The organism is Microbulbifer aggregans (genome assembly GCF_020524005.1).
Lineage (GTDB): Bacteria > Pseudomonadota > Gammaproteobacteria > Pseudomonadales > Cellvibrionaceae > Microbulbifer > Microbulbifer aggregans_A.
Window position 1 is genome coordinate 1 of sequence record NZ_JAIVKK010000009.1, and the last position, 12,673, is coordinate 12,673.

A 12,673-nucleotide genomic window follows, 5' to 3' on the forward strand; every position below is an offset into this window, starting at 1 on the left:
TCGATACCCAGTGTTGTAATAGCCATTGTGGCTCCTCCTATCCGCAAGTGTTTGTGTGGTAACTTCACTTTGGCACATTGCGATGCCGTCGGGGTAGGGGGAGTCCATAACATTCGTTACGTGATGGTAGCTAAGAATTGAAAATTGTATTTCTACCAGGAATGGATGGAACGGGGTTGCTCTTCAAAGAGTTAATTCTGAATATCCCGAAAGAAATAGACCGAGAAGTTGTTTGCCTTAATGAAATACAGGGCGTGAGCTACCGTCAGCAAGCTGAGCAGATTGCCGAAACAATTGGATCGTCAAGCGTTGTAGTTGTCGCTGAATCATATTCCGGAAGAATTGCGTATGAATTATGCAATATCCTAGGCGGCAGAGTTTCGAAGGTAGTTTTTATCGCTAGCTTTGTTTCCTGCCCCGGAAGGCTCGCAAAGCTTGCTGCCGTCTTGCCGGAGTATTTTCTTATGCCTAATCTGTTTCCAAACTGGCTTATGAGAATGCTATGTTTTGACGGCCGTGGTAGCAGGGCGCTAATGGACCAAGTTCGCCAAGCTATTGCACAGGTCGGGCCAGGCGCTTTAAAGCAGCGTCTATTGAATATTGCTGAACTTGATGAGCCAAAAGGTCATCAATCAACTGCAGCCGTGTATATCCGGCCAACAAATGATCGCTTGGTTGCATATGATGCAATCAAAGTTTTGGGTAATATTTATCCCCAGTTAAGTATCGAATCTGTGGAAGGCGGACACTTCATTGCACAAACGGCCCCCGAATCATGTGCGAGAGTCATAGTCCGTGCCACAACCACGTAACAAGGTGCTGCAGGGGACGTCTTACTTTATGCACCTTTTGCGCAGTCGCTGCGCTCCTATTTTCGCGCAAAAGGCGCATAAAGTAAGCCGTCCCTGAGCACGGCGTTATGTGTCAGTAGAGATATGGAAATCGAAGAGCATTTAATAAGTTACAAGCAGAGCATTAAAGTTGTTGGGTGGGGGCTGGTGGGCCTTTCAATATTCTTTTCCCTATCCAATAAATCAATAAACCCAGGGAATTTCGGAGAGTTCTGGTTTACGTTCTGTGTCATTAATGGCGCCTCCCTTTTGTGGTTGCTACTAGCCTTAGTAAGGCCAGGCTTTCGGAGAAGATCCGTAATTTCTGTCTTTACGCCCTTTTTAGGTGGTACCGTTATTTGGTTTGGCCTACTAGCTATCATATTTATCGGAGCAAACACATAACAAGCGGCTGTTATCGCCCCTTCGGGGCTGGGACGGCCTTTCCGCTGCTTTGCAGCTACAAGCCCGCCCCAAAGCCGGGCGTTATGGTGCCGGTCGGTAAAAATTAGTGTTTGTGTTGCTGGTATTTCTGCGCATTGTTTTGGGAATCCAGTACTCGGCTTTTTGCCAGTCACATTCAAGCAGTTTCGTTCCTAGAGCGTTCGCTTGGATTCATTAGAGGAGGGCACTCCGCTGCAGTATTGTGGAGTGCCAATAAGATATAAATAGGTTGGGGAAAGTGCGGTATTCTTTCCTCGTTTTTAAGGAGCTTCGGCGCATTCTGTGCATGTAGGTAGTTCGGAGCGCGTCAGCCATAACCAGGCGCTGCAGCCGACATCTTACTTTGAGCACTTTGTTGCGCAGTCGCTACGCTCCTATTTTCGCGCAACAATGCGCCCAAAGTAAGCTGCGGCTGAGCGCGGCGTTAGGCATAAAAATGCAGTCACCAATAATTCATTACATCTGCAATTTTACATTCTTGGTGATTGGGGCCTTTGGTCTTATGGACTGGTATACATTTGACGGAAAGGTTCCAGAAGATCTTACCCCGTATGAAGGAAGCGTTGCTTTTACAAAAGCTCTTGCAACTAGAAATAGTTACTCGGTTCAGTTCTCTCTTTCCGGAAGCTCAAGGGTTTTTTTGTATCCTAGTATTCTTCCCAACCCACAAGGCATAAAAATCAAGTTGGATTCATCAAGCAAGGTTTTTCTATTAGCCAAAGATGGTGATGTGTGGTCGCTAGCAATTGACGGAATCAATGTGCTAACAGAGGAAGAGTCGCTATCAGGTAGAGCTTCCAATAGCAGGATAGGTTTGTGGCTTGGGCTAGTTTGTCTAGGCTTTGCAAGCTACCTGCTACTAAGGAAAAGGAGACACAGGTAAATGCCTAACAAACAGCGGCAGAGCGACAGCCAACGCTACGCACATTTTGTGTTACTCGCTGTCGCTCAAACATTAACACAAAATACGCTCCGCGCTGGCTGCGCCTGCACTGGGCGTTATGTGTCCAAGTTACCCACGAGAAGTAGACACCTCACTACTACCAAACGAGGGTCTAACTATGAAAAAGAAAACGAAGAACAAGTACGGTCATTATCCCGAGGATTTCAGAAGAGAAGCAGTTCGCCGTTCTAATGATCCAAACACAAGTGCCGTCGAGGTCGCCAAAGAGCTCGGAATCCATCCTGGCCAGATTTACAACTGGCGGCGGCAGTATAAGCGGTTGTCTGAAAAGCAGTTCAACAGTCTTAATGGGGTGGATTACAGCATGGAAGAAAGTGAAGAAGTCCGTAAACTTCGACGGCAGATCTCAGATCTTAAAGAAGAGAATGAGTTCTTAAAAAAGGCGACGGCGTACTTCTCCAAAGAGAAGTGGTGAAGTACGCCTATGTTGATTCGCTCAAGGGTGAGTATTCGGTAGTTAAGATGTGCCGCTGGTTATCTGTGAGCAGAGCTGGCTACTATAAGTGGCGAAATCGTGGCCTGAGCCCACGAGCTCAACGAACGCTTCTGGTCGAGAAGGCCGTGGTAACAACGTTCAAGCAGTTTAAAGAGCGCTATGGTGCTCCACGATTGGTCGTAGAGCTGAATGAGGCTGGTATCCCTTGCAGCGCCAATCATGTTGCACAATTGCTTGCTAAGAATGGCCTGAAGGCCAGAAATGGCAAAGGTTACAAGTACTTTCCGAGCCCCAATGCCACTAACCACGTGAGTGACAACCTATTGGTAAGAGATTTTACTGCCAGTAAGCCGAACGAAAAGTGGGTGTCTGATATCACCTACATCAAAATCGAGAAGGGATTTGTCTACCTCGCGGTTATCATGGACCTATTCTCGCGTAAGATCATTGTCTGGTCGCTTGATAATACCATGACCAACCAGTTGATAATGGACGCATTCGAGATGGCGGTTACTAGTCGCAAAGTTGAGCCCGGATTGATACTGCACTCGGATCGAGGAGTCCAATACCGCTCCAGAGAGTACCAAGAGCTATTGCTCAATGAAGGTGTTCAGCCAAGTATGAGCCGAAAAGGTAACTGCTGGGACAACGCAGCCATGGAGTCATTCTTAGGTAGGATGAAGGTCGAGTCTATCTATGCAGAAGAATTTGCCAGTAAGCAGGAGGCCCTTTCCTGTATATTTGAATATATTGAAATGTTTTACAACACGGTGCGTAGACACTCGGCCAACGACCAGGTTAGTCCAAATGAATTTGAAGGGGCGTATTTTGAAAATTGCGCATAAAAAACTGTCTACTTTTCGTGGGTAAGACCAATTTTAAAGAGGGGAAATCGTGAGAGTATCTTTATTATTACTGATTCTGGTTTATTTGGTAGGGTGTAACGCATCGACACCATCTAAGTCTCAAGCAGAGACCAAACCCCTTAGCGATGTTGAGATGGGCGGTCTTAGAACTGTAGAAAAATTGGGCCGTATAATCTATGAGAAAGACGTACATGCCGCCAATGCAACCGATCTTTTATTGGGTAGTATCAACCCAGCCGATTACCCCAATTTTGTTGGGTGGGTGACTTATCCTAATGAATCAGGCTATACCGTTTCATTTTATAGCCGTGATGCCGATTCGTATTCCGTAATTTCAGATGTGGTTTATGGCTTATCATCAGAGCCCGAACTTATAATTAACCCTGATAGAAGTATTTCTTATCAAGAAAAATCCATGATTGATGCACGAATCAGAGCTTTACAGGTAGGAAAAAGTGACTGCTCAGATAGATTTAATTCTGTGGTGTTAGAGGGCGAAAATCCTAACCAATGGGATGTATACATTCTAGCTGCTACAACAGACCCAAATGCTGTGATGGTGGGCGGCAATGCTAAGGTATCCATATCAAAAGATACTGGAGAAATTGTTTCCTCGACGCCGCTTTCTAAGTCTTGCCTTGTTTTAAATAAAAAACCTGACGATATGCCGGAAGGCGCATCATTAGCAATGCTTACAATGACGCACATCGTTAGCGATTACCCAGTTGCGATACATCCATACTTAAATTTGATGCATGAAATTCCTTTTGCTGTTATGACAAAAAGGGGCTTATGGATAGTTGAGAACGGAAAAATAGAACTCAACGATCGAAAATAAAGTTAACAAGGCACTGCTGTCGGAAAAGTTTTCCCCTGCGCTCCAAACTTGCCGCAGAGCGCGGCGTTAAGTGTCCAAGGCAGAAATGACAAAATTAAAAATAGGAAACTTCGAATTAGGCCGTTGTGATGAAAGAGCCGCAGAATGGATGCATAGGCACGGCCAAGTTTTTCTTCGTTACTCCCTGGGGATAGTATTCATCTGGCTGGGAGCGCTAAAGCCGCTGGGACTAAGCCCGGTTAATACATTAATTACCAATACTGTATTTTGGTTTCCATCGGATGTTTTTATTCCGTTTTTGGGGTTCTGGGAAGTTGCGATTGGAGTTTGTTTGATATTCCGGCCTTTGCTCCGAGTTGCTCTGACCCTCCTATTTTTACAGTTATTTGGTACTGTGCTGCCATTGGCAGTGGTTCCTGAGGTTTGCTTTACCACGTTTCCATATGGATTATCTTTAGAGGGGCAGTACATAATTAAAAATATCATCATTTTGAGCGCAGCAATTGTGGTGGGTGGCGGCTTAAGCGAACAAAGTTCCCAGTATGCGCAGTTCAGTGCATCAAGCACTTAATAAGGCCGGGCAGTTTGTTCCTGGCCTGCAGCCCTCCGCGGGACAGTCTGCCCTGTACATATTTTGTGCAGGCGCGCGAGTGTCGGCGGGCATAATAAGTTTGTAAAATCAGGTTCAATTTTAGATAGTACTCAATATGTAAACGAGGAATTCTTGAATGACACCTGATACTTCCAATTTTGAATATTCGTGCTTTGACGTGTCCATTGCCGATCACGTAGCCCATATTCAGCTTTCCCGTCCAGATCAGATGAACACAATGAACAAGGCGTTCTGGAAAGAGCTGCCCAGACTGATTGATGCCATTGACGGTCAGTCGCTGGCCCGGGTCATTGTTATTTCATCAACCGGCAAGCATTTTTCTGCGGGGATGGATCTTTCGGTATTTTCCGACCCGAAAGCTGTTCCTATGACCGGTGACCCGGGGCGTATGGGGGAGAATCTGCGGCGGGTTGTAATGCAACTTCAGGACAGTTTGAGTTCCCTGGAAAGGTCCAGAGTTCCTGTACTGGCTGCTATTCACGGTGGTTGCATTGGCGGTGCGCTGGATATGGTGTGTGCGGCAGATTGCCGTTACGCGTCGGAGGATGCTTTTTTCACCATCAAGGAGACGGAGTTGGGCATGACGGCCGATGTCGGCACTTTACAGCGTTTTCCCAAGCTTGTTTCACAGGGGATGGTGCGGGAGCTGGCGTATACCGGACGGAAGTTCAGTGCTGCTGAGGCTGAGGCCATGGGGTTGGTGAATAGAGTGTTTCCTGATCAGGATTCATTGGTTGCGGGGGTATTGGAAATAGCGGCGCAGATTGCGGCAAATTCCCCTCTAGCTGTGGTTGGTTGTAAGGAGATGCTGAACTATAGCCGGGATCATTCGGTGGAAGACAGCCTGCGGTATATGGCAACTTGGCAGTCGGGTATGTTTCGTCAGGACGATATGATGAAGTCTTTTGTGGCGAAATCCGAGAAAAGCCAGCCCGCTTTTGAAGAGATTTGGCCTGTGTCACCACTGTTTGCCGAGTGACGGGTTGGCGGTAGTCTTACTATCCGTGCAGACTCAGCAGTTGTCTGCGATAGGTTCGGGGCGTGGTTCCGAACCAGTCTTTACATGCCCGGTTGAAGGCGGACTGTTCGGAGTACCCGAGCAGCCCGCTGATTTGGCTGAGCTTTAAGTTGGGTTCCAACAGGTAGCTCTTGGCCATAGCCTGTCTTTCTGCTGTGAGTAACTTTTCATAGCTGGTGCCCTCTGCGGCCAGCCGTCGTTGCAGAGTGCGCTTGTGTAGGGAAAGGTGTGCAGCTATCGCATCATTGCTGCACTGGCCGGTGGGCAGTAGGCCCCTTATCAGCCTGGTGACATCTTCAGAGAGTGATTCTGTATAGGGTGTTTGCTGAGAGTCCAGGTACAGCTCCGCAAGCTGCCACGTCTGGTGGTCCACGCTTGATAGTGGGATGGAAGAAATGGCGTCTGGTAGTAGGAAGCCGCACCAGCTCTGGTTGAACTCGACGGGGCTGTTGAATACTTTGCGGTAGGTTTCTTCACTGCCCGACTGTGTGTGGATGAAATATGTACAGGTCGGGGCGTGGGCTTCGCCGAGCAGTAGTTTCATGACTTGCATGGCGTTCGCCAGTCCCAGCTCATACGCCTGAACAGAGTAGGCTGTGGCTCCATCTTCTATCCAGTATTCAAGCTTGGTATAGCGTGAGCGACCCTGTGTCTCGGTACTGCTGCGTATCCCCAGCGCGGGGCAGTGCAGATGTAGATACCGGGCAATAGAATCGAGCGCTTCCCCGACCGTGGCAGAGCTTCGTGCAATCACAGATATCGGGCCTAGGATATCCATGCCCTGATATTCGGCCAGTACCAGGCCAAACTCCGGATACTCGAGTGTTTTGGCGGTGTCCTCGAATAGGGCGGCCATATTGCGGTAGATCACGAATGCGTTGTCGTCACGATTGGCTGCGCTGGGAATCTTGTGTCTGGCGAGCAGAGCTGCCGGGTCTCCGCCCAGTTTTCTGACAAGCTCGTCGAATCCCCACAGGTTGGTCGCTCTGATCAGGCTGGGCACCGGTGCTCCGTTTTCTGGCTGATGGGTATGGTCGCCGGTTTCTGGCGAGCGCGCTGTCGCAATTCGTCAAAAAATAGTCGTCATCTGTCAATATTGTCAAGCGACATTTCTGAAATATTGGGTTTGTCTGGTCATCAATACATATAAAAAAGGAGACCACCATGACAGCGATGCATTACGACACCATTATTATCGGTGCCGGGCTTTCGGGCATTGGTACTGCCTGTCACCTTGCGGCGGAACACCCGCAGAGAAGCCTCACCATTCTGGAACGCCGAGAAAGAATGGGGGGGACCTGGGACCTGTTCCGTTACCCCGGTATCCGTTCCGATTCAGATATGGCGAGCTTTGGCTTCGACTTCAAGCCCTGGTATTCCGACCAGGTGTTGGCAGAAGGTACGAATATCCGAAACTATGTGGGTGAGACCGCAAGGGAATTCGGCCTGGAAGAGAAAGTGCAGTACGGCCTGGCGATTACGTGCGCGGACTGGTCTGAGGCCAAGCAGCGCTGGACGGTCACCGCGTTGCACGAGGGCACGGGTGAAAAGAAAACATTTACCTGCGCGTTTTTGGTGAATTGTGCCGGCTATTACAATTTTGACCAGGGGCACCGACCCCACTTTGCGGGAGAGGAATCCTTCAAAGGTGAGATCGTTCACCCGCAATTCTGGCCAGAAAATTTCGACTATGCCGGAAAGAAGGTGGTAGTAATCGGCAGTGGTGCAACGGCCATTACCCTTGTGCCGAGCATGGCTGAAAAAGCCGCCGGTGCGACGATGCTGCAGCGCTCGCCCAGTTATGTGATGTCGGTGCCGGGCACTGACAAATTCTCCATGCTGCTCAATAAAGTCCTGCCGAAGAAATGGGTTTTCAATATCGCCAGAAAACGCAATATCCTGCTGCAACGAGGGCTGTATCTGGCCTGTAGAAAATGGCCAAATGCCATGCGCAAGCTATTGCTTTCGCATGTTCGCAAGCAGGTCGGTCCCGATTTCGATATGCGTCACTTTTCACCAAACTATAACCCCTGGGAGCAACGTCTGTGTGCGGCTCCTGATGGTGATTTTTTCCAGTCTCTTCGCTCCGGCAAGGCGGATATTGTCACTGATCATATTGATCACTTTACTGATAGCGGCATTGTGCTTAAGTCCGGCCAGCACCTGGATGCGGATGTGATTGTTACGGCTACCGGTCTGGATGTGCAGCTCATGGGTGGCATGGAATTCCGACTGGATGGCAAGCCGGTTAATGTACCCGGACAGATGATCTACAAGGGATTAATGGTGCAGGATATCCCCAATTACGGTTGGATTTTCGGCTATACAAATGCTCCCTGGACCCTCAAGGCGGATATCGGTGGGCGCTATCTGTGTCGACTGTTCACATACATGGAAAAACACGGGCTTGCCGTAGCGCGGCCAGTTGACACTGAGAATAATGCCAGCGGTACAGGAATGCTGGATGGCTTTGCCCCCGGCTATATGGACCGGGCCAAGGACCGAATGCCTCGGCAAGGGCGAGGCGCACCCTGGGTGGTGACCATGCACTATGGCAAAGACAAGAAAACTCTGACGCAAGACACCATTGACGATGGTGTACTGCAGTTCGAGCCTGCGGCTATGGGGGCCAAGGCTGATACTCAGAATTTCACGGCCACGGCTTAGCTGCCGTGGAGTGAATTTGGGATAACGCATATGAGTACAGTCGAGAGTGTTAGGCCGCCGGTGGTGCTGATCCATGGTATGTGGAGTACGGATGTTGCGCTGTCTGAGGTAAGGGAGGCTTTCGAGGAAAAAGGCTATGAGGTTGACGCGGTTTGCCTGCCTTTCCATAAAGCAAAAGCCGAGTATGACAAAGGGGATAAGGCTCGGTTAGCCCGGGCTTCCTTGCAGGACTATGTGGATTTTATCGTTACCCGGGTTGCGGCGCTTGAGGCGCCGCCCATTCTGGTGGGGCATTCGATGGGAGGGTTGCTGGCACAGCTGGTAGCGGCAAGAGTACCCGTCGACAAGCTGGTGCTGCTTTCTTCTGCAGCTCCGGGCGGCATCAATGGCTGGAGCTGGTCCGTCATTCGCACCCTGGGACGAAACCTGTTTTTGTTTCCGCTTTGGAAGCATGTTACAGAAATCAGGGCAAGCAACATCCGCTACGGTATTGCCAATTCCCAAAGTTCCGCTGTTCAGCAGCATATACTCGATATGGCTACTTACGAGTCTGGTATGGCGACATTCCAGCTTGGTGTTGGCGGTTTTTTCCCCAGTGGGTTTTCCCGGGTTGATGCCGAGGCAGTGCAGTGTCCGGTGCTGGTGATTGGTGGCGCTGCTGATCGTATTACGCCCATTAAAATACAGCGTGGCATTGCTAAAAAATATGCTTCACGTGCCCAGCTGGTGGAGTTGCCAGGAGTCTGCCATTGGACCGTTGGGGGAAGTAATTTTCCGCGAGTTAAATTCGCTATGTTCCGTTGGTTGGGTGATGATGTGGAATAGGGAGTAGATAGTAGTTGGCAGCTTTTAAAGCTGCTAGTGGCGCTGATGTTCCTGTTTTTTCTGGCTGCCTCGGTGTGCCGATTTGTCGGTCAACTAATAACTTGAAGATTTTTTTGACAGTATTTGCGCGTTTTTGTACGCCAGATTTGTCTGGTTTTGAAGTTGGTTACTTTTAATGTTTCAGTTTTGGTGGCACATTCTGCTTGAGTAAAAATGGCTAATGGTTGTGGCTTGCCGTGGTTAGGGTCGGGTTGTTAGCGTAGTTTAATGTTTTTGTAATATTTGTATTTGAAACCGCAGTACAACTTCTGATGTATTCCATTTTACAGGTGGGAGTTTGGCGGGCGAATATAAGCGTGAGTTTATGTTGGCTCCATTGCAGGGTGTTTTCTGTAAATAACGTATTTCTTTGTCAGGGAATATTCGAATAACTATTGCATTCCATTGCATGAAAACAGGGAGGTTTTTATGGGAGTGTTGCTTCTGCTTGGTAAGATCATGGGGTCGCTATTTTCGGTAGTGGCGATAGTCATTGGGTCTGCCAAGGCTAATCCAAGTTGGCATGTGCCTGCCTACAGCCCGATCGCGGAGTTTGTCACCGGATTCTTTTTGTTTTTTGTTGGCGTGACAGGCCTATTCTATATCTGGTGGTGATGCTGTTCAGACTTAGATGTAGCTGGAGCTATATTTTCCTGGGTAAAAAACAGTACGCGATCCTGAACCTGAACTCAGAACCCTGAATTGTTGCGCAGGTATGAAACCACCTCCCGTTGAGTACCTCTAAATTCGATACGTTCTGCATTGTCTTTAAGTTGATAGGCGTACATTGGGTCGTAGTAATCGTGTAAGAGCGCATAAATCCAGTTTCTGTGTAGATCAACACAACCTTTTTCGGCCTGTTCCTTCAGTGCTGTACGCATTACCTTGTCCAACTCTGCATAGCGCAGACCTCCAAGACGTTTGGCAATATTGGCCAGGCTTTGGGTGAGGGCGTCCGCGAACTCGGCCAGGCCCACATCCTGGCCATGGAGTTCGATAAATTCCTGGCTGAGATCAATCACGTAGGCTTTCAGTATGCGTTCGACCCGGCTTTCCAGGCTGTCTTCGAGCCAGACCAGCGGGTAGCTGCGCATGTTCTGGTGCAGGGAATAGGGCAGTGAGCAGCGGCCAATCAGGCGGCTTTCGTCTTCCAGGACAAACCGCTGCTGCCCGCGAGCCCGGCGTTTCAGGAAATCGATGGCCAGCGCATTTTCAAAGCTGATCTGTGAAGGCTGTGGGGTGGCGCGTTTACCGAAGCTGGAGCCGCGGTGATTGGCGTGGCCTTCGAGGTCGATGGCGTTGTCCAGTTGCTCCAGTACTTCTGTTTTGCCCGTGCCGGTCATGCCGCCGACCACTGTAAATGCGCAGTTGGCCACTGCGCTTTCGATCTCTTCCAGTAAAAAGGTACGCATCGCCTTATAGCCACCCACAATGCGCGGATAAGCGATGCCAGCTTCTGCAAGCCACTGTTGGGTAATCTGCGAGCGCAGGCCGCCGCGGAAACAGAACAGGTAACCCTCTGGGTTGGCTCGGGCGAATGCCGCCCAAGCGGCAATACGCTCTTCTTTTATTGGTCCACTGACCAGGTCGTGCCCGAGCGCGATGGCCGCCTGCTGGCCTTTCTGTTTGTAACAGGTGCCCACCCTCTGGCGCTCGTTATCCGTCATCAGCGGCAGGTTGAGGGCGCCGGGGAAGGAGCCTTTATTGAATTCCACTGGCGCACGGGTATCCATCAGAGGTAGATCGCGCAGGAATATGTGTCGGAAGTCGTCACTATCAGGGCGCGGCTTGCTATCAGCGGAATGATTGCGGGCTTTGCTTTTGGTAGTCATGCGATGGTTACCGCAAATTGGTTTTCTGCGGGGCTGCCTTCTACCTCGCGTGTCCTCAGTTCGCCAATTGCCTGTAGTTCGAGCCCGAGTTCTGCGGCGGCGGCAAGAAACTCCCCTGTGCCGGCTGGGTCCACTGCGATGAGCAACCCGCCACTGGTTTGGGGGTCTGCGAGCAGCTGTTTCTGTGACTCGGTAATGGGACCGATGCGGTGCCCAAAGCTGGCGAAATTGCGGCCGGTGCCTCCCGGTACGCAACCCTGCTGTAAATAGTGTTCAACACCTTCAATACGGGGTACGGCGTCGAAGTTGATACGGGCGCAGAGGCTGCTGCCATCGGCCATTTCTACCAGGTGGCCGAGCAGGCCAAACCCGGTAACGTCGGTCATCGCCTTGACCGCATCGATACGGGCAAAGCGGCTGCCGGCGCGGTTCAGGCTGCACATCAGGTCGCGGGCCACACCGATATCTTCAGGGCGCAATTTTCCCTGTTTTTCCGCCGTGGTCAGAATGCCGATGCCGAGGGGCTTGGTTAGGTAAAGCTGGCAACCAGCAGTGGCGGTGTCGTTGCGTTTCAATAAGCGCTTTTCCACTACACCGGTGACGGCAAGGCCGAAAATGGGTTCGGGGGCATCGATGGAGTGGCCCCCGGCCAGCGGAATACCTGCGGCGTCGCATACGGCGCGACCGCCGCGAATAACTTCTCGGGCTACTTCCGGCGGGAGCAGGTTTACCGGCCAGCCGAGGATTGCGATCGCCATCAGCGGATCACCGCCCATGGCGTAGATATCGCTGATGGCATTGGTGGCGGCAATGCGCCCGAAGTCGAACGGGTCGTCCACAATCGGCATAAAGAAGTCCGTGGTGGAGACCACGCCGCGCTCGTCGTCCAGCGCATAGACGGCGGCATCGTCGCGCGAGGCGTTGCCGACCCAGAGTTTTGGATCGGCCAGCTGTGAGCCGCTCCCGGCCAGGATCTGGTCGAGCACTGCGGGAGAAATCTTGCAGCCGCAACCGGCGCCGTGGCTGTACTGGGTCAGGCGAACCGGTGGGGTGGAGGTGGCAGTGTCGCTCATTATTGCTCCCGGGTTTGTTGGTGGGGAGATTCTAACAAGGATCAAATCGCTGGCGGTGTTTTCCTTGTCTGGTGGATACGTCGGTTGGCCTGATTATCATCTGGCCCGTACCCGCACCGCCATGACCAGTTTCAACGAAACTGTCTCCCCAGTCAGTAAAATCCCATGTTATGGCTTCTTGAAAACAAGAATGTTTATCAATAACATTTGCCACCAATAAATCTGGTG

Annotated in this window: 15 protein-coding genes; 12 read left to right on the forward strand and 3 right to left on the reverse strand. The window is 50.6% G+C overall.

Features of this window, described 5'->3' with window-relative positions; all coding sequences use genetic code 11:
- The first annotated feature begins 137 nt into the window (after window positions 1–137).
- From LC093_RS15555 to LC093_RS15585, 7 genes are all read left to right on the forward strand, one after another.
- Window positions 138–812, forward strand: a complete 675-nt coding sequence (locus tag LC093_RS15555) for an alpha/beta fold hydrolase (RefSeq protein ID WP_226666860.1) — start codon at window positions 138–140, stop codon at window positions 810–812.
- Window positions 813–1,710: 898 nt separating this feature from the next.
- On the forward strand, window positions 1,711–2,157 hold the full coding sequence (locus LC093_RS15560) for an LPXTG cell wall anchor domain-containing protein (RefSeq protein ID WP_226666864.1): 447 nt from the start codon (window positions 1,711–1,713) through the stop codon (window positions 2,155–2,157).
- A 178-nt stretch (window positions 2,158–2,335) separates the two neighbouring features.
- Window positions 2,336–2,653 carry a transposase gene (locus tag LC093_RS15565; protein ID WP_226666875.1) on the forward strand — a complete coding sequence of 106 codons (318 nt, stop codon included), beginning with the start codon at window positions 2,336–2,338 and terminating at the stop codon, window positions 2,651–2,653.
- On the forward strand, window positions 2,650–3,519 hold the full coding sequence (locus LC093_RS15570; protein ID WP_319004937.1) for an IS3 family transposase: 870 nt from the start codon (window positions 2,650–2,652) through the stop codon (window positions 3,517–3,519). Before LC093_RS15565 ends, LC093_RS15570 begins: the two co-directional genes overlap by 4 nt.
- Before the next feature lie 49 nt (window positions 3,520–3,568).
- The gene (locus LC093_RS15575; RefSeq protein ID WP_226666884.1) at window positions 3,569–4,378 is read left to right on the forward strand and encodes a hypothetical protein; all 810 of its coding nucleotides are present in this window, start codon (window positions 3,569–3,571) and stop codon (window positions 4,376–4,378) included.
- 70 nt (window positions 4,379–4,448) lie between these two features.
- Window positions 4,449–4,949, forward strand: coding sequence for a hypothetical protein (locus tag LC093_RS15580; RefSeq protein WP_226666888.1), 501 nt, complete (start codon window positions 4,449–4,451; stop codon window positions 4,947–4,949).
- 157 nt (window positions 4,950–5,106) lie between these two features.
- On the forward strand, window positions 5,107–5,970 hold the full coding sequence (locus LC093_RS15585; RefSeq protein WP_226666894.1) for a crotonase/enoyl-CoA hydratase family protein: 864 nt from the start codon (window positions 5,107–5,109) through the stop codon (window positions 5,968–5,970).
- A 19-nt stretch (window positions 5,971–5,989) separates the two neighbouring features.
- Here LC093_RS15585 and LC093_RS15590 read toward each other — a convergent pair whose 3' ends face one another.
- Window positions 5,990–7,012 carry an AraC family transcriptional regulator gene (locus LC093_RS15590; RefSeq protein ID WP_226666900.1) on the reverse strand — a complete coding sequence of 341 codons (1,023 nt, stop codon included), beginning with the start codon at window positions 7,010–7,012 and terminating at the stop codon, window positions 5,990–5,992.
- A 161-nt stretch (window positions 7,013–7,173) separates the two neighbouring features.
- On the opposite strand from LC093_RS15590, the gene LC093_RS15595 reads away from it, so the two are divergent.
- The 4 genes from LC093_RS15595 to LC093_RS15610 all read left to right on the forward strand — a co-directional run bounded on the left by LC093_RS15595 (window position 7,174) and on the right by LC093_RS15610 (window position 10,155).
- Window positions 7,174–8,676, forward strand: coding sequence for a flavin-containing monooxygenase (locus tag LC093_RS15595; protein ID WP_226666904.1), 1,503 nt, complete (start codon window positions 7,174–7,176; stop codon window positions 8,674–8,676).
- A gap of 60 nt (window positions 8,677–8,736) precedes the next feature.
- Window positions 8,737–9,501 carry an alpha/beta hydrolase gene (locus LC093_RS15600; RefSeq protein ID WP_319004938.1) on the forward strand — a complete coding sequence of 255 codons (765 nt, stop codon included), beginning with the start codon at window positions 8,737–8,739 and terminating at the stop codon, window positions 9,499–9,501.
- Window positions 9,502–9,515: 14 nt separating this feature from the next.
- Complete coding sequence (locus LC093_RS15605) at window positions 9,516–9,677, forward strand: hypothetical protein (protein WP_226666917.1); 162 nt, start codon at window positions 9,516–9,518, stop codon at window positions 9,675–9,677.
- A gap of 292 nt (window positions 9,678–9,969) precedes the next feature.
- Window positions 9,970–10,155, forward strand: a complete 186-nt coding sequence (locus tag LC093_RS15610; protein WP_226666921.1) for a hypothetical protein — start codon at window positions 9,970–9,972, stop codon at window positions 10,153–10,155.
- Between the two features lie 74 nt (window positions 10,156–10,229).
- Here LC093_RS15610 and mnmH read toward each other — a convergent pair whose 3' ends face one another.
- Both mnmH and selD read right to left on the reverse strand, forming a co-directional pair.
- Window positions 10,230–11,372: a tRNA 2-selenouridine(34) synthase MnmH gene (mnmH, locus tag LC093_RS15615; protein WP_226666926.1), complete on the reverse strand. Its 1,143-nt coding sequence runs from the start codon at window positions 11,370–11,372 to the stop codon at window positions 10,230–10,232.
- On the reverse strand, window positions 11,369–12,445 hold the full coding sequence (selD, locus tag LC093_RS15620; protein WP_226666932.1) for a selenide, water dikinase SelD: 1,077 nt from the start codon (window positions 12,443–12,445) through the stop codon (window positions 11,369–11,371). The genes mnmH and selD overlap by 4 nt, the downstream gene beginning before the upstream one ends.
- Here selD and LC093_RS15625 point away from each other — a divergent pair.
- Entirely contained in the window at window positions 12,435–12,665 is a 231-nt protein-coding gene (locus LC093_RS15625) for a hypothetical protein (protein WP_226666937.1), read from the forward strand. The genes selD and LC093_RS15625 overlap by 11 nt on opposite strands.
- The last annotated feature ends 8 nt before the right edge of the window (window positions 12,666–12,673 follow it).

Coding starts and splice junctions, on each gene's coding strand:
- LC093_RS15585 (WP_226666894.1), top strand. CDS start 5,107: ATGACACCTGATACTTCCAATTTTGAATATTCGTGCTTTGACGTGTCC.
- LC093_RS15595 (WP_226666904.1), top strand. CDS start 7,174: ATGACAGCGATGCATTACGACACCATTATTATCGGTGCCGGGCTTTCG.
- LC093_RS15610 (WP_226666921.1), top strand. CDS start 9,970: ATGGGAGTGTTGCTTCTGCTTGGTAAGATCATGGGGTCGCTATTTTCG.
- LC093_RS15560 (WP_226666864.1), top strand. CDS start 1,711: ATGCAGTCACCAATAATTCATTACATCTGCAATTTTACATTCTTGGTG.
- mnmH (WP_226666926.1), bottom strand. CDS start 11,372: ATGACTACCAAAAGCAAAGCCCGCAATCATTCCGCTGATAGCAAGCCG.
- LC093_RS15565 (WP_226666875.1), top strand. CDS start 2,336: ATGAAAAAGAAAACGAAGAACAAGTACGGTCATTATCCCGAGGATTTC.
- selD (WP_226666932.1), bottom strand. CDS start 12,445: ATGAGCGACACTGCCACCTCCACCCCACCGGTTCGCCTGACCCAGTAC.